At 62.0% G+C, this 17,496-nt stretch carries 9 protein-coding genes; 2 read left to right on the forward strand and 7 right to left on the reverse strand.

Annotation, left to right across the window (positions count from 1 at the left end):
• Positions 1-20 precede the first annotated feature (20 nt).
• The 5 genes from ligA to AAIL67_RS08660 form a co-directional block, all read right to left on the reverse strand.
• Positions 21-2,147: an NAD-dependent DNA ligase LigA gene (gene ligA, locus AAIL67_RS08640; RefSeq protein ID WP_224648309.1), complete on the reverse strand. Its 2,127-nt coding sequence runs from the start codon at positions 2,145-2,147 to the stop codon at positions 21-23.
• A gap of 63 nt (positions 2,148-2,210) precedes the next feature.
• Positions 2,211-3,560, reverse strand: coding sequence for a cell division protein FtsZ (locus tag AAIL67_RS08645; RefSeq protein WP_039048927.1), 1,350 nt, complete (start codon positions 3,558-3,560; stop codon positions 2,211-2,213).
• 36 nt (positions 3,561-3,596) lie between these two features.
• Complete coding sequence (smc, locus tag AAIL67_RS08650) at positions 3,597-7,124, reverse strand: chromosome segregation protein SMC (protein WP_003062399.1); 3,528 nt, start codon at positions 7,122-7,124, stop codon at positions 3,597-3,599.
• Positions 7,125-7,376: 252 nt separating this feature from the next.
• Positions 7,377-7,706 (reverse strand): YnfA family protein, encoded by a 330-nt coding sequence (locus tag AAIL67_RS08655; RefSeq protein ID WP_343483787.1) that lies wholly within the window; start codon positions 7,704-7,706, stop codon positions 7,377-7,379.
• Between the two features lie 51 nt (positions 7,707-7,757).
• A complete protein-coding gene (locus AAIL67_RS08660) occupies positions 7,758-10,898 on the reverse strand; it encodes an EAL domain-containing protein (RefSeq protein ID WP_003062405.1) in 3,141 nt (1,046 codons plus the stop codon).
• Between the two features lie 552 nt (positions 10,899-11,450).
• Here AAIL67_RS08660 and AAIL67_RS08665 point away from each other — a divergent pair.
• Both AAIL67_RS08665 and AAIL67_RS08670 read left to right on the forward strand, forming a co-directional pair.
• Positions 11,451-11,951: an NAD(P)H-dependent oxidoreductase gene (locus AAIL67_RS08665; RefSeq protein ID WP_224648310.1), complete on the forward strand. Its 501-nt coding sequence runs from the start codon at positions 11,451-11,453 to the stop codon at positions 11,949-11,951.
• 170 nt (positions 11,952-12,121) lie between these two features.
• Positions 12,122-12,760 (forward strand): TetR/AcrR family transcriptional regulator, encoded by a 639-nt coding sequence (locus tag AAIL67_RS08670; RefSeq protein ID WP_003062413.1) that lies wholly within the window; start codon positions 12,122-12,124, stop codon positions 12,758-12,760.
• A gap of 132 nt (positions 12,761-12,892) precedes the next feature.
• Here the strand turns inward: AAIL67_RS08670 and AAIL67_RS08675 are convergent, their stop codons facing one another.
• Positions 12,893-14,332, reverse strand: coding sequence for an efflux transporter outer membrane subunit (locus tag AAIL67_RS08675; RefSeq protein WP_057092436.1), 1,440 nt, complete (start codon positions 14,330-14,332; stop codon positions 12,893-12,895).
• Positions 14,329-17,496: an efflux RND transporter permease subunit gene (locus tag AAIL67_RS08680; RefSeq protein WP_003062414.1), complete on the reverse strand. Its 3,168-nt coding sequence runs from the start codon at positions 17,494-17,496 to the stop codon at positions 14,329-14,331. The genes AAIL67_RS08675 and AAIL67_RS08680 overlap by 4 nt, the downstream gene beginning before the upstream one ends.

The raw sequence follows: 17,496 nt of genomic DNA on the forward strand, positions 1-17,496 counted from the left end.
TTGCTGCTTCTACAGTCGACTCAACCGGGCTGCTCGCCCCTTAGCAGAGCCAGCATGCCAGCTTCGTCCAGCACGGGCACGCCCAGCTCCTCGGCCTTGGCCAGCTTGCTGCCCGCCTCGGCCCCTGCGACCACATAGCTGGTCTTTTTGCTGACCGAACCCGAGACCTTGGCACCCGCCGCCTCCAGCATATCCTTGGCGGCGTCGCGGCCCAACGTGGGCAAGGTGCCGGTCAGCACCACGGTCAGGCCGGCCAGAATCTGAGGCGCCTTCTCGGCTGGCTCGCCTTCCTCCCAATGCACACCGCAGGCGCGCAGCTGGTCCACCACCTCGCGGTTATGGGGCTGGGCAAAAAAGGTGTGAATGCTGTCGGCCACCACCGGCCCGACATCCTTGACTTGCAGCAACTCCTCCACGCTGGCGTCCATGATGGCGTCGAGCTTGCCGAAATGCTTGGCCAGATCCCTGGCCGTGGATTCGCCCACATTGCGAATGCCCAAGCCAAACAGAAAGCGCTGCAGCGTGGTGCTCTTGGATTTTTCAAGGGCTGCCAGCACGTTCTGGGCGGATTTCTCGGCCATGCGATCCAGCGCCGCCAGCGAGCTCAGGCCCAGCCTGTAAAGGTCAGGCAGCACGCGCACCACCTGGGCATCCACGAGCTGATCGACCAGCTTGTCGCCCAGACCTTCGATGTCCATGGCTCGGCGGTGAGCAAAGTGCAAGATTGCTTCCTTGCGCTGTGCGCCACAGAACAGGCCGCCCGTGCAGCGGTGGTTGGCCTCGCCTTTTTCACGCACTACCTCGCTGCCGCAGATGGGACAGGTCTTGGGCATGCGGAAGTTGGGCACATAAGCAGGCCGCTCGCCCGGCACCCGTCCCACCACCTCGGGGATCACATCGCCCGCACGGCGCACTATGACCTGATCGCCCACGCGCACACCCTTCTTGCGGATGTCGAACAGATTGGACAGCGTGGCATTGGTCACCACCACACCGCCCACCTGCACAGGAGCCAGGCGGGCCACGGGCGTCAGCTTGCCCGTGCGCCCCACCTGCACATCGATGGCTTCCATGAGCGTAGGCATCTCCTGCGCCGGGTATTTGTGCGCCACGGCCCAGCGCGGCTCGCGCGACTTGAACCCCAGCTGACGCTGCAGAGCCAGGCTGTTGACCTTGTAGACCACGCCGTCGATTTCATAGGGCAGATTGGCGCGCTCGGCACCGATGCGTTCGTGAAACGCTACCAGTTCAGAAGCGCCCAGCGCAATACTGACTTGCGGTGCAACCGGAAAGCCCCAGGATTTCAAAGTCTGCAGCATGGCGTAATGCGTGCCGAAGTCCGGCCCGCCCTGCTCCGGCGGCGTGATCTCGCCCAGACCATAGGCGAAGAACGACAGCGGACGCTGGGCCGCGATATTCGAGTCGAGCTGACGGACCGATCCGGCCGCCGCATTGCGCGGATTGGCAAAGGTCTTGGCACCTGCGGCCTGCTGGCGCGCGTTGAGCTTGTCCAGATCGGCCTTAGCCATATGCACCTCGCCTCGCACCTCCACCACGGGGGGGACATCGCGGCCTGCGGACAGGGTCAGTGGAATCTGGCGAATGGTACGGATATTGTGCGTGACGTCTTCCCCCACCTCGCCATCGCCACGCGTGGTGGCCTGCACCAGGCGACCGTTTTCATAACGCAGATTCATGGCCAGGCCGTCGAACTTGGGCTCGGCCACATATTCGATGGCTGCAGCGGACTCATCCAGCCCCAGCTCCTTGCGCACACGCTGGTCGAAGGCAATGGCACCCGTGGCCTCGTTATCGGTCTCTGTCTGGATGCTCAGCATGGGCACGGCATGGCGAACCGGAGTCAAACCGTCCAGCACCGCACCGATCACGCGCTGCGTGGGAGAGTCCGGCGTAACGAGTGCGGGGTAAGCCCCCTCCAGCGCTTCGAGTTGCTGATAGACGCGGTCATATTCCCCGTCGGGAACCGTGGGCGTATCGAGTACATAGTACTCATGTGCCCATTGATGGAGTTGGGCGCGCAATGCCGCCACCTTGCTCGTCACGCTTTCGGGCACGCCTGCATTGATAGCTGTCGATGGCTTCTGGCCCTGGGGTTCAGCGGAAAAAAGATCTAAATTCTCGGTCATGCTCTGCCCGCTGGAAATTCAAAGTCCGGGATAAAAAAGGCCAACATTGTTGGCCTGTTTGTTTTAGCTGAAAAGCCTTCTGGCAAGAAGTGAGCCGGCCGACAGCTCTGCGCTGTCGAGCTTGTCGTAGAGCAGCTCCAGGTCATGCTGAATCGGGTCCAGTGCCGAGACCGGCAGCAGATAGCCGTTCTGGTCGCAGAGCACGCCGTCCATGGTCTGGCACAGTTGCTCCGCCACCTGACGCAGGCGCGCAAACGGCTGCTGCCCGCGCGGCACCTGGGCCACGTCCAGGCTGAGCAGGAATTCGCGCACGACGGACTGATCCAGATCATCGCCCATGGCGGCCTGGGGGTCGTAGTTCAACACCAGCACCGGAGGCAGGCCCTGGATGGGGGAGGCAAGCACCATGCGGCCCGGCATGGGCGTGATGACAAAGCCCAGGCGCTGGGCATTTTGCTGGACATAACCAGCACTCCAGGACGCCTGACGCGCACGCAGCATAAAGCTCAGCTGCGCATCGTGCTCGCTGGCGAACTGATCGAGCTCGCGTGCACGCGAGACCTCGTTGAGCATATTGGGCACGTCGGCCATGGCGCCCAGCGCATCGGCGAAGCGCTGCACCTTGGTGACGAACTCCGAAAACTCGATCTCGTTGAGTGCACCGGTACGGTTGGCCAGCTGGACACCGGCCTGAAAGCCCAGATAGCGCTGGCCGGTCTGCAACGGCTCCCACTGCTTGCTGTCCTGGTTCATGCCTTCAATGGCAAAGGGCTTGTTGCCGGCACGGCGGGTACTGGGCTGGGCCTGCAAGGCCACTTCACCAGGAACAATCTGGGCCACAGTGATCGGAGCAATCGCATCGATCAGCGCATCCAGATGGCCGCGTCGCTCCACTGACGGGGCGGGAGGAATCGAGGCGGCCAGAGGAGCGTCCGTCAACACGGGCTCCACAGCCTGCGCGGCCTGCTCGGTCACTGCAGCAATGGCTGCATCCGTGCCCTGAGCGTTCACCTCTTGCACAGCATGCGCAGCCTCGGTCGTCTCGGCTTTGTGCTGGGCGGCCGCCAGAGCTTCCTGACGCTGCGCTTCCTCATGGGCTTCGCGCGCCACCAGGCGGGCCAGCTCGGCATCGGCTTCGGCAAAGCGACCTGCGGATTCGGGCATCTGCAGGGGCTCGGTACCGGGAATGGCCTTGCCGAAATCCCCCAGCACGGGCTCATGCTGGTATTTGGTCAGGTCCGCACCATGACCGACGGTGTTCATTCCGGGCTCGAGGCGCTGAGGATCTGTGCTTTCTTCCTCAGGCTCGGCCCGCTTGGGCGCATTGCGACGCGCAGTCCAGGAGTTGTAGGCAACGATCAGCGCCAACAGCACCACACCCAGGACGGCCAGACTGATTTGCAAGTTACTCATGTGAGAAAACGGTTCTTCAATAGGGGATGGCCGGGCTCAGGATAGCTCAGCCATGGAGAGGGCGGACTCCATGTCCACCGCAACAATTCGTGAAACGCCCTGTTCCTGCATGGTCACACCAATCAGCTGCTCAGCCATCTCCATGGCGATCTTGTTGTGACTGATGAACAGGAACTGGGTTCCCTTGCTCATGCTGTAAACCAGCTTGGCATAACGTTCGGTATTGGCGTCGTCCAGCGGCGCATCCACCTCGTCCAGCAAACAGAATGGCGCTGGGTTGAGCTGGAAGATGGCAAACACCAGCGCAATCGCGGTCAGCGCCTTCTCGCCGCCCGAGAGCAGGTGAATGGTCTGGTTCTTCTTGCCGGGCGGCTGGGCAATCACCTGCACCCCGGCGTCGAGAATCTCGTCGCCAGTGATCACCAACTTGGCCTGACCGCCACCGAACAGCTCGGGAAACATGCGGCCAAAATGGCGATTGACGATGTCGAAGGTGCCGGTCAGCAAATCCCGCGTCTCGGCATCGATCTTGCGAATGGCTTCTTCCAAGGTGTTCATGGCCTTGGTCAGATCATCCATCTGCGCATCGAGGAAGGTCTTGCGCTCACGCGCCAGGGTCAACTCATCCAGCGCGGCCAGATTCACGGCCCCCAGGGCCTGGATTTCGCGGTGCAGGCGGTCGATTTCACCTTGCAGGCCGTGCATGCGCACATTTCCTTCGGCAATCGACTGAGCCACAGCAGCCAGATCGGCCTCGGCTTCGGTCAGCAGATTGCTGTACTGCTCCAGTCCCAGGCGCGCGGCCTGTTCCTTGAGCTGGAATTCGGTGATGCGCTGACGCAGCGGGTCCAGTGCCTTTTCCAGGCTCTGGCGGCGCTCGTCGCTGGCACGCAGCTTATTGGTCAGATCCTCATATTCGCTGCGGCGCTCGGCGACGTCTTTTTCGCGCTGCATCTTCAGATCCAGCGCATCCTGCAGGCCGCCCTGCGCTGCGGCATCAGACAGTCTTGCCAGTTCGTCCTGAGCGCGTTGCTGCTCCTCGGCCAGGGACTTGGCCTGCTGGCTGGCGGTTTCGATGGTGCGCGACAGCTCGGCGCGACGCGCGTGCAGCGTGCGCTGCGAGAAGGTCGCCTCCTGGGCCTGACGCTCCAGACTGCGCAACTGCTCGCGCGATTCGTTCAGGCGGCGCTCGGCCTCCAGCACGCGATCCCCCAGCTGGGCATGGCGCTCCTGGCTGTCGGCCAACTGCATGTCCAGCTCTTCAAAGCGGGCCTCGGCGGCGACCTTGCGCTCTTCGATATCGGAGAGCTGGGTTTCGACTTCGGACAGATCCGCCGAAATTTGCGCATTGCGTGCGCGCGCCTGCTCGGCCAGTTGAGACAGGCGCAAGGTCTCGACCTGCAGCTCATGGGCACGGCTTTGCGACTCGCTCGCTTCGCGGCGTGCGGACACCAGACGCTGCGAGGCATCGGCATAAGCGCTTTCGGCGCGCACCAAGGCCGAACGCGATTCATCGGCGATCAGCGCCTGGGCGCGGACTTCCTTTTCCAGGTGCTCGATTTCCTGCGCCCGCGCCAGCAGCCCCGATTGTTCGGAGTCCTGCGCATAAAAGGTCACGCTGTGCGCGGTCACCGCATGGCCGGTGGGCACATAAATGGTCTCGCCAGCCTGCAGATCGGCACGCTTGGCCAGGGCCTCGTCGAGCGTGGGCGCGGTATAGCAGCCCGTCAGCCAGTCCACCAGCACGGCGCGCAGGCCGGCATCATTGATCTTGAGCAGATCGCTGAGACGCGCAAAGCGCGCAGCCACAGGTGCTCCCGCTGCCTGAGCCTGGCTGAAAAAGGCCAGCCGGGCCGGCGGAGCGTCCAGCCCCCCGGAGCCCAGAAAACCGCGCACCATGTCGAGGCGACCGACTTCCAGCGCACCCAGACGTTCGCGCAGTGCGGCTTCCAGCGCATTTTCCCAACCCGACTCGATGGCTATGCGGCTCCACAGGCCTTGCATGCCGTCCAACCCATGCTTGGCCAGCCAGGGCTGAAGCTTGCCATCGGTCTTGACCTTTTCCTGCAAGGCCTTGAGCGCATCCAGCCGCGCCGACAGATCGGCGTGACGACTGTTTTCGGCATTCACGGCCTGCTGGCGTGCGCGCCTATCCTCATCGAGTTGCGGCACGCTGTCCTGCAACTCATTGAGGACGGCATCGGCCATCTCGGCCAGCTCCTGCGCCTCGGCCAGCTGCGCCTGCAAATTGTTCAGGCGCGCTTCGTCCGGCGTTTCCAGTGCATTGCGGTCGGCCCGCAAACGTTCATAACGGGTTTCAAACTGACGGCGCTGCTCATCGAGACTGCGCTGCTCGGCGGCCAGCACCTGAATCTGCTGCTGCACCTGCACCACCGAGTTGCGCTGGTCTGCATCGGCTTTCTGCGCCTTATGCAGAGAATCTTCCAGATCGGGCAGGCGGGTGCTTTGCTCCTCGAGCTGGGCAGCCAGCATCTCGGCCTGCTCTTCGGCATCCATGCCCGCACCCTCGATGTTCTCGATCTCGCCCTGGGCCTCTTCGCTGCGGCTACTCCACAGCAGCAGTTGCTCGGCCAGTTGCTGCAGACGCAGTTGCACGCGCTGGCGGCCTTCGACCACATAGCGGATTTCGGCCTCCAGCTTGCCGACCTCGGCCGTGGCTTCGTAGAGCTTGCTCTGCGCCTGATTGACCTGATCGCTGGCGTCGTAGTGCGACTGGCGCAGGGTCTCGAGTCCGCTCTCGTTGTTGCGGATATCGGCCATGCGCTCTTCGAGCTCGTTGACGACCTTGAGGCCTTCGACACGCACGCGGTCCTGCTCGGCCTCGGCATCGGCCCGCTTCATGAACCACAGCTGGTGCTGCTTGAGCGTGACCTGGGCGTTCAGGCCGTTGTACTTGGCCGCAACTTCGGCCTGCTTTTCCAGCTTGTCCAGATTGGCATTGAGCTCGCGCAGAATGTCTTCCACACGGGTGAGGTTCTCGGTCGTGGCCGAGAGGCGGTTTTCCGTCTCACGACGACGCTCCTTGTACTTGGAAACCCCGGCCGCTTCTTCGAGGAACAGGCGCAGCTCTTCGGGGCGCGACTCGATGATGCGGCTGATCGTGCCCTGACCGATGATGGCGTAGGCACGCGGTCCCAGACCCGTGCCCAAAAACACGTCCTGCACGTCGCGACGACGCACGGGCTGGTTGTTGATGAAGTAGCTGCTGTTGCCCTCGCGCGTGAGCACGCGCTTGACGGCGATTTCGCCAAACTGCCCCCACTGACCGCCTGCGCGGTGGTCGCTGTTGTCGAAGGTCAGCTCCACACTGGCACGGCTGGACGGCTTGCGATGCGTGGTGCCGTTGAAGATCACGTCCTGCATGGACTCGCCACGCAGCTCGCTGGCCTTGCTCTCCCCCAGCACCCAGCGCACCGCATCCATGATGTTGGACTTGCCGCAACCGTTGGGCCCCACCACGCCGACCATCTGCCCCGGCAGAATGAAATTGGTGGGCTCGGCAAAGGATTTGAAGCCGGAGAGCTTGATGGAATTCAGGCGCACGGTGTCGGTGTCGGTCTAGAGGCTGGCCAGCAAAGGCTTGTGATTAGGAAAGAAAAACGGCAAAAGCGGTTGCACAAACGCAAAACTTGAAAAAGCCCTGTTCTTGCTCGCAACCGTCAACAGACGGGAATCATAACGCGGCCTGCCCCCTCGTCAGCCAAGATTGCTGCATATACGCAAACCATAGCGGCCTGCGCAGGATCGGCAAGGGATTGGGGCAGATTTAGATCGAATAAGAGAGCAGCGGATGCCTCAGGTGCGCGGCTGAAAAGCAATCAAACCCGCCCCCAGCAGACAGACGGCCACCCCTGCCATATCCCAGACGCTGGGTTTGATGCCATCCACCTGCCACAGCCACAGAAGCGCCACGCTGATGTAGATGCCGCCGTAGGCCGCGTAGACACGACCCGAGGCCGAGGGATGCAAAGTCAGCAGCCAGACAAACAAGGCCAGGCTGACCGCGGCGGGCAGCAACAGCCAGGCGCTGCCGCCCTGCTTGAGCCAGAGCCAGGGCAGGTAGCAGCCCACAATCTCCGCCACGGCGGTCAGGACAAATAACAGCAGGGTCTTGATTTCAGGCAATTCAATCTCTCACACAGCGAAATGCGGGCATTGTAGAGAGCATGAACCGCCTCAGCGCATGGACACCGGACTGAGAGCTGGCGTCGGAGATCCCGGCACATTGCCATTGGTGACCAGGCTCTCGAACTCGCTGACCGGCACGGGCGGGCTCATCAGATACCCCTGCCACGCATAGCAGCGTATGCCTTCGAGAAAACGGCACTGGGCCTGGGTTTCCACGCCTTCGGCGATCACATGCAGACTCAGGCTCTTGGCCAGAGCCACAATGGTGCGGGCAATGGCCGCGTCATTGGGATCGGTCAGTACGTCACGCACAAAGCTGCGGTCGATCTTGAGCTGATCGAGCGGCAGCCGTTTCAGATAGGACAGCGAGGAGTAGCCGGTACCAAAGTCGTCCAGCGAAAATCCGATGCCGTAGGACTTCAGACGCATCATCTTGGCGATGGTGTCGTCCACGTCGGAGACCAGCATGCCTTCGGTCAGCTCCAGCTTGAGCCGACGCGCATCGGCCCCATGCTCGGCCAGCGCCTTGAGCACCTGTTCGACAAATCCGCTCTGATGGAACTGCTTGGGACTGACGTTGACCGAGAGCACCAGTTGCGCATAACGGGGGTGCTTGGCCCATTTCGCCAGTTGCTGGCAGGCGGCTTGCAGCACCCAGTCGCCCAGGGGGAGGATGACGCCTGTTTCCTCGGCCAGCGGAATGAAATGCGCAGGGGGGACAAAGCCTTTTTCAGGATGCTTCCAGCGCAGCAGACCTTCGGCGCCAATCACCTTGCCCATCTCCACCTGGGGTTGATAGAACAGCTCGAATTCACCGGCCTGCAGACCGGCACGCATGTCCTGTTCAAGCGTGCGGCGTTCCTGCAGCGCCGATTGCAGCTGGGGGTCAAAGAAGCAACTGACATTGCGCCCCTGGCTCTTGGCCTGGTACATGGCCATTTCAGCGCGGCGCTGCACTTCTTCACCCGTCAGCTCTGGCTCGCCAAACAGGCTCAGGCCCATGCTGACGGTGATGGAGCGCGGAATGCCGCCGATCTCTATGGGCTCACGCAAGCGGCTCAGCCACTGGTCGGCCTGCTGCTCCAGCCTGGCGGCTGCCGCCACGGAATCGCTGCCAAGGTCCTCGATCAGCAGCACAAAATCATCGCCGCCCTGACGAGCAATCGTGGCCCCTGAAGGAAGCAGACCACGGATGCGCTGACTCATCGACTGCAGCAGCAAATCGCCCTGATCCAGGCCGTAGGTCTCGTTGAAGGCTTTGAAGTTGTCGATATCCAGCAGCACCACACCACCAAAATGGGCCTTGCGTTGCGCCACGGCCAGAGCCTGTTGCAGCCGATCAGCCAGCAGGCGCCGGTTGGGCAGGCCAGTCAAGGCGTCGTAGAAGGCCAGACGGCGGACCTCCTGCTCGGCCGCCATGCGCTGGCTCTGATCCTGCAGCACCATCAAGCACCCTTCGGCTTGCAACACGGCACTGACCGCGACCGGGCGGCGCAGGCCGTCTACCCCACTGAGCATCAATGTCTGCGCAGACACCGTGCAAGCCGACGCCTCGGTGGCGAGCTCGTCCCACTGAGCCTGTACATCGTCGACACGCTCGGATTGGCGCAGCTGCAACGTCCGGCGGGCCTGAGCCTTGGCGGCTTCCCATCGCTGGATGACGCGCTCGCGCTCAGCGGCATCGGGGAACATGCGCTCCCACCACTGCTGGGTTGATACGCCGGGCTTGCCCCCATGGCCGGCCAGACGCAGAAACTCTTCGTTCCAGTAGACCAGGCGCCCATCCAGATCCTCCATGACCAGACCCACCGGAAGTCTCTGCATGAGATTGCGCAACTGCTGATGACCCAGCCGCTCCATCTGCTCGAGGCGCTTGCGCCCGCTGATGTCCTGCACCAGCACCTGCAGGCGCCGTGATTCATGACGTCCGGTCAGAAACGCATTGAGTTCGACCCAGACTGGCGCGCCCTCCTTGGAACGCAGACAGAATTCGCCCGCGTTGTGCTGGAACTGCTGCAGGTCCAGTCCTTCAAGCAATTGCGCACAGTGCGCCTGGTCTTCGGGCATGACCAACTCCAGCACGCTGCGTCTGTGAATTTCCTGGGCCTCATAGCCCAGCAACTGACAGAAATGCTGGTTGGCCTTGAGTACGCTGCGCGTGGCGATATCAAGCTCGAGCACGCCCATGGCCGCCTGCTCGCACATGGCATGAAAGCGCGCATCACTCTCCTGCCTTGCCTGCGCACTGAACTTGAGGCGCCGGCTCCAGCTCCAGCGGCTCTGCCACCAGCCCGAGACCCAGGCAGCCAGCACCAGCCCCGCCAGCAGACCCAGGCCCAATACCAGCCAGGGCAGATACCTCTCAAACCTTCTCTGAGTGCTGAGCGCAGGCTTGAACTGCAGCGACCAGATGCGGTCATACACCTGTATCTGCCGCTCCAGCGGCTTGATCAAGGCAAATTCAGGATGGGTTTCCGCCTCCGCCCACAGTGAGCCAGTGAACAAGATCTCCGCACCGCCAGCAAGCATCGACAGCGGTGTGGTCAGTCTCATGTGGTCCCCACCAGCCTTTGGCGATGGATCGGCTGGACTGAGATCCACCAGCTTGAAGGCGACCTGAGGGTAGAGGTTGGCCGGAACCAGCCCCCTCGCAAATTCGCCCAGACGGATCCTGGCATTGAGCGTCCCGAGCGGCTTTCCGGAAGATTTCCCGATCGCGGCGCCGCCGCCCCCCTCTTCTGCAGCCCATAGCGGAGCCCGCAACACCACGCCCTTGGGGCTATCGGGCAGTTGCAGAAAGCGAAATGGAGCCGACATCGACATCTGGCGAGAGTTCCACGCCTGCATCAAGGAATGAAATGCCGCCGCCGGCTGACGCGCGTTGCTTCCCGCCAGCGCCTCGTTGCCTATCAACGGCCAGACGTAGGAAACCTCGAAGGCCTGTGAATCACGCGCAAGATCGGTGTGCTGCTCCGCAGTCACTGCACGGGTCAGACTCAGGGCCTGCAGCCCCACCAGACTATCCTGACTGAGCAGAGCATGGGCATGCTGGGCAAACACCTGCTGGCCCGCATCCGCATTGCCGGCCATTTGCTCGGCGAGCTTGACGAGCAGACGGTCATAGCTGCCCAGGCGTTGCTCCATAGCTCGCGTCGCCATATCGGCACTGAGCTGCAAGCGCTGTTGCATGCGCGACTCCTGGCGTTGATGGAGCATCCAGCCCCCCAAACTGCCACAGGAAATTCCAAAACCCAATGCCAGCAGCGCCAACCAGGGTTTACGCATTTTCATCACTGGCTGAGTTGCGAATTGCGACATGCAAAAAACACAAGATTCCTGAGTTGCGAGGTGGCTCCAGTCGGCAGTGGCGCCTTGCAGCAAAGGCTGCAGCACCATGAGCCAAGATGAGGAGCGACATAGTTTGTAGGAGCAAACCTACATCCAAAGAACAGTCACACCAAGTGATTACCCTGAAAGCCTTGGCATGATTGCGTCTGGATTTAGATCAAATCATAGGCATAAGCTTGTATATCCAATACAAAGCGCTGCAAAATCAAGAGCAACCCCAGGTCGCAAAATTGACAAATGTCAATATTTGTCGGAGCTTAGTCCCATTCAGGCCGCATCACAAACCACGGCAACCCGTATCTTTTTAGCAACAATCAAGCAGAACCACAGCGCTCTACCCGGTTATTCCCGCCTGCAAGCGCCTGCGGTTTGTCCACCGGCAATAAAGCAACCATGTCACAACGCACGACCCTGCTGATCGTCTACCACTCACTGACTGGCGGCACACTCCAGATGGTTGAAGCGGCCAGCACCGGCGCCCAGCAGGAGGAATCCGTCGAGGTGCGCGTGCTGCATGCCTCCCAGGCCGGCCCGCAAGACCTGCTGCAAGCTCAGGGCTATCTGTTTGCCACACCGGAGAATCTGGCCGCCATCAGCGGTCTGATGAAGGACTTCTTCGATCGAAGCTATTACGGCGTGCTCGACCGGATACAGGGCCGACCCTATGCCAGTTTGGTCTGCGCCGGCAGCGACGGTCATAACGCAGCCAGGCAGATGGAACGCATTGCCACCGGCTGGCGCCTGAAGGCCGTGGCAGAGCCGCTCATCATCTGCACCCATGCCCAGACGCCGGAGGCCATACTCGCCCCCAAACAGATACCGTCCGCCGATTTGCAGCGCTGCGAAGAATTGGGGCAATCACTGGCCACGGGACTGGCCTTGGGCATTTTTTAGAAAAACAAGGGTTTGCCCGCATCATTCCGGGCAGGACAGGCTCCATACAAAGGCAAAAATGGAGCCTTCGAATCGGCTTGTATAAATGTGCCATCATTGCTTGCGCACGCTTTTCCCCGATGCGCGCTCCCATGCAGGCATAGTCTGCGACTTCACCAGCTCTTGCGTCCATGATTGAACCAGACACCGCACGCCCCAAGCGCACGCCACGCGGCCCCAGTCCACAAAAGACCCAGGCCACACGCCGCTCCATCGTGGCGGCTGCGTTTGCAGAATTTCTGGAACACGGCTATGCGCGTGGCACCACGGCTTCGGTTGCACAGCGCGCAGGACTGTCCAAGGTCACGCTGTTTCGCTATTTCGACAGCAAGGAAGCCTTGTTCGAGGCAGTGATCCAGACACATATCGCCTCTGCCGCCGTGGCCTTGCAGTCCAGCCCCATGCACGAGCATGAATCCGTGGGCGAGTATCTGCTGCGCACGGTGGGGGCTGCGGCAGAGGTCATCGACAGCAGCGGCCGCTCTGCCACGGCCAGGCTGGTCGTCGCCGAAGGCCTGGAGTTTCCGCTGCTGGCGCAGATGTATCGCCGCTACGTGCACGATGCCCTGCTCGAGCATTTCACCCGGCTCGCGCAGCTGGCCGCCAAACGTGGCGAACTCAAGGCGCCCGAGCTGGTGCAGCACCCGGAATTGCTGCTCGCACCGCTGTGGCTGGCGATGATGAACAACACCGTCATCCATCCCGAAGTGCCCATGAATGCTGGAACCCTGTTCCGACTCCAGGTGGCTCTGCTATTCAAGATGCCATGACCTTGGATGTTGACGCGCCGAAATTTCAATGAAATCCGGCTCAATCGCTTTCTGGTAAAGCGCTAGTAGCTATCAAAAAACAAAGCCGCAGTCTTTCAGGCTGCAGCTTTTTTTATCGAGCGAGTCCGCCCATCAACCCTGCTGTGCGGCCTCGTCCCCGCCCAGCGCCTTCCACAGAGTCACACGGTTGAGCTGCTCAGACAGGCGCAGGCCTATCAGGGTCTGCTGCGCGGTATAGAGGCTGCGCTGCGCATCCAGCACCGTCAGATAGTTGTCCACGCCGGCCTTGAAGCGAGCATTCGACAAATCGAAGGCTTTTTGGGTATTGGCCACCATGCTTGTCTGGGCGGCCAGCCGCTCATCCCACTGGGCTCGGTCGGCCAGCACATCCGCCACCTCCTTGAAGGCCGTCTGCACGGACTTCTCGTACTGACTCAGCGCAATGCGCTGATTGCTTTCGGCCACCTGTACATTGGCGCGGTTGCGACCGCCATCAAAAATCGGCAGCTTGACCAGAGGGATGAAACTCCAGGTGCTGTTGTTGTTGCCGAACAAACGGTCCAGCTCGTTGCTGCCGGTACCGACACTGCCAGTGAGCGTGATGCTGGGAAACAGCGCCGCTCTGGCTGCGCCGATATTGGCATTCATGGCCTGCAGATTGCGCTCGGCGGCCTGCACATCGGGACGCTTGAGCAGTACCGATGATGGCAGGGGTACGGGCACGACCTTGAGAGCCGCAGTGTCTGCCGCACCCGTCAGGGTCTGCGCAGTAGGTAGCAGTTGCACGGGCACCGCCCCCCCCACCAGCAGTTGCAGGGCATTGCGATCTCTGTCGACCTGGGAGGTATAGCTGGCCACATCGCCGCGCGCCGTATCGACCGTGGTCTGGTTCTGGGCCAGCACCAAACCGGAGGTCGAGCCCAGTTCATGCATGCGCCGTGTCAGCTCAAAAGCCTTGATGCGGCTGTCCAGCGTGTCCTTGGCCAGCTGCAGGCGCGCCTGATCGGCCGCCAGCGTCAGCCAGGCATTGGCGACATCGGCCACCAGGCCGATCTGCACATTGCGCCGGTTGTCCTGGCTTTGCAGAAACTGCTGCAGCGAGGCTTCGCTCAGATTGCGGATGCGCCCCCACAGGTCCAGCTCATAGCTGGCGAAACCCAGCTGAGCCGTGTATTGCTCGGTGATGCTGGAACGCCCGGCCGTCGTCAGATCCCCTGCGGTGCGCGTGCGATTGCTCTGCGCCTGGGCCGTGATGCCAGGCAGCAGATCGGCTCTTGTGATGCCGTACTGGGCGCGCGCCTTCTCGATGTTTTCCAGCGCGACACGCAGATCGCGATTGTTGCTCAGCGCCAGCGCCACCACCTCACGCAGCTGCGGCGACTGCAACCATTGCAGCGCCTCGGCCTGTTGCAGCGCCGCCTCGCTCGCCTGGGCCGGCAAGGCGTTGCCGGAGACAGTCTCGGGCACGGGCAGATCAGGCGTTTTATAGGCCGGAGCCAGATTGCAGCCCGCCAGCAAGGCCGTCACTGCGGCGGCCGCCATGGTAGAAAATTTCATGCTCGGGCGCCTCATGCTGCGCTCTCCTTGTTGACGTCAGGTGCCTCATCGCTGCGCGAGCGGCTCTTGAACCAGCTGCGAACCAGCAGGAAGAACACCGGCACGAGGAAGATACCCAGCACCGTCGATGCCACCATGCCGCCCAGCACGGCCGTGCCGATGGCATTGCGACCACCCGCGCCAGCGCCGGTGCCGATGGCCAGCGGGATCACGCCGAAACCAAAGGCCAGAGAAGTCATCAGGATGGGTCGCAGACGCAGGCGCACGGCTTCCACCGTCGCATCGAACAGCTTCTTGCCCTGCTCCTGCAGCTGCACCGCAAACTCCACGATCAGGATCGCGTTCTTTGCCGCAAGACCCACGGTCGTGAGCAGACCGACCTGGAAATACACATCGTTGGTCAAGCCACGCGTATAGGTCGCCAGCAGTGCGCCGACCACACCCAGCGGCACGGCCAGCATCACCGACAGCGGCACCGTCCAGCTTTCATAGAGTGCAGCCAGGCACAGGAAGACGAACAGAATCGAGATGGCATACAGCATGGGCGCCTGCGCACCGGACTGGCGCTCCTGCAGAGAAGCGCCCGTCCATTCGTAGGCAATGCCGTTGGGCAGCTTCTTCAAGATATCTTCCACCGTCTCCATGGCAGTACCCGAGCTGATGCCGGCTGCGGCACGGCCTTCGAACTCATAGGCCGGGCTGCCGTTGTAGCGCAGCAGCTGGGGTGAGCCGTAGGCCCAGTAGCTTTTGGAGAAGGCTCCGAAAGGCACCATCTCGCCCTTGTTGTTGCGCACCGTCCATTTGGCGATATCGGTGGGCAGCATGCGGTACTGGGCATCGCCCATGATGTAGACACGCTTGACACGACCATTGTTCAAGAAGTCGTTCACATAGGTGCCACCCATGGCGCTGGAGAGCACGCTGTTGATGTCGCTGTACGCCAGTCCCAGCGCGGCGGCCTTGCGGTCATCCACATCCACGCGCAGCTCGCTGGCGTCTTCCAGATTGGTCGTGCGCACGGCAGTCAGCAGATTGTTGGCGCGCATTTCGCCAAGCACCTGATCACGCGCGGCGAGCAGTGCCTCGTGGCCCACACCATTGATGTCCTTGATCATGAAGTTGTAGCCCGAACTCGAACCCAGGCCGCGCACTGCAGGCGGCAGCACCACTTGCACGCGCGCATCACGGATGCTGGCCAGCTCCCTGGTTGCCTTGTTCGCAATGGCCGCGGCTGATTGAGAAGGCAGCGGACGCATGCTCCAGGGCTTCAGACGGATGAAGCCGCGCGCCGAACTCTGGTCGCCGTTGAGACCGGACACCTGGTTGAAGCTGATCACATCCGGCTGCTTGGCCAGGTACTCGCGCACCTGGTCAAGCACTTCCTGAAGACGGGCATTCGAAGCACCGGAAGGCAGGTTCACGTTGACGTAGACAAAGCCCTGGTCCTCATCGGGCAGAAAGGAAGTGGGCAGCTTGGCCATCAGCAGCCAGACCGCGGCCAGCACGGCCAGGAAGATCAGCATCATGCGCTTGGCCCGGCCCAGGCTGAAGGCCACGGTGCTTTGGTAGCGATTGGCGGCGGCATCGAAATTGCGGTTGAACCAGCGGAAGAACCGGTCGTTGATGCCCAGCACCCCGGAGCGTATGGGACGCTCATGGCCGTCGCCATGGCTGCGATCCGGTGCCTTGAGAAGCGTGGCGCACAGCGCCGGTGTCAGCGTCAGGGCCACGAACACGGACAGCGCCATGGCCGCCACGATGGTGATGGAGAACTGGCGATAGATCACACCCGTGGAGCCGCCAAAGAAGGCCATGGGCACAAACACCGCCGACAGCGTGACCCCGATGCCGACCAGCGCAGGCGTGATTTCCTTCATGGACTGGCGCGTCGCCTCCTTGGGAGACTTGCCCGTCTCGTGCATCACCCGCTCCACGTTCTCGACCACCACGATGGCATCGTCCACCAGCAGGCCGATGGCCAGCACCATGGCAAACATGGTCAGGGTATTGATGGAGAAGCCCGCGACGGACAGCACGCCGAAGGTCCCAAGCAGCACCACCGGCACGGCAATGGCGGGGATCAGCGTGGCGCGGAAGTTCTGCAGGAACACGAACATCACGATCACCACCAGCACCATGGCCTCGCCCAGCGCATGCACCACTTCGCTGATCGAGGCCCGCACAAAGGGCGTGGAGTCCGAACTCACGAAATAGTCGATCTGATTGGGAAAGAAGGGCTTGAGCTCGGCCAGCTTGGCCGCCACTGCATCCGACACCGCCATGGCGTTGGCACCATCGGCCAGGATGATGCCCATGCCTGCGCCCGGCATACCATTGAGCTTGGCCTGGATGGACAGATTGTCGGCCCCCAGTTCCACCCGGGCCACGTCCTTGATGGTGACGACCGAGCCGTCATTCGAAGACTTGAGCACGATGTCCTCGAACTGCTCCACGGTCTTGAGCTTGGTACGCGCCGTAATGGTCGCGTTCAGCTGCTGGTTCTGCACCGCGGGCAAGGCCCCCAGCTGACCCGCCGAGACCTGGGCATTTTGCGCGTTGAGCGCGCTGCTCAGATCGGAGGGGATCAGCCCGTACTTCTCCATCTTGGCGGGATCCATCCAGATGCGCATGGCATAGGGCGTGCCGAAGACGTTGATGTCACCGACGCCTTCGATGCGACCGATGATGTCCACCAGATTGCTGTTGATGTAGTCGCCGATGTCCACTGCGGTCACATCTTCATCGGGCGAATAGAAGCTGTAGGTGACCAGAAAATCCTGGCCGCCCTTGTTGATGAAGACGCCACGCGTCTTCACGGAGTCCGGCAGGCGGTTGACCGCGCCCTGGATCTTGTTTTGCACCTGCACCTGCGCCACGTCGACATTGGTGCCCGGAGCAAAGGTCAGCGTGATGCGAGCCTGACCGGAGGCATTGCTGGTCGAGCTCATATAGAGCATGTTGTCGATGCCTTTGATCTGCTGCTCGATGATCTGCGTCACCGAGTTTTCGACCGTCTCGGCCGAAGCACCCGTGTACTGGGCGCCTATGGTCACGCGGGGTGGAGCGATCTCGGGATACTGCTCCAGCGGCAGCAGCTTGATCGACAAAGCCCCGGCCAGCATGATGATGATGGCGATGACCCACGCAAAGATGGGCCGGTTGATGAAGAACTGAGCCAT

The organism is Comamonas sp. A7-5 (assembly GCF_039581385.1).
Classification (GTDB): Bacteria; Pseudomonadota; Gammaproteobacteria; order Burkholderiales; family Burkholderiaceae_C; genus Comamonas; species Comamonas thiooxydans.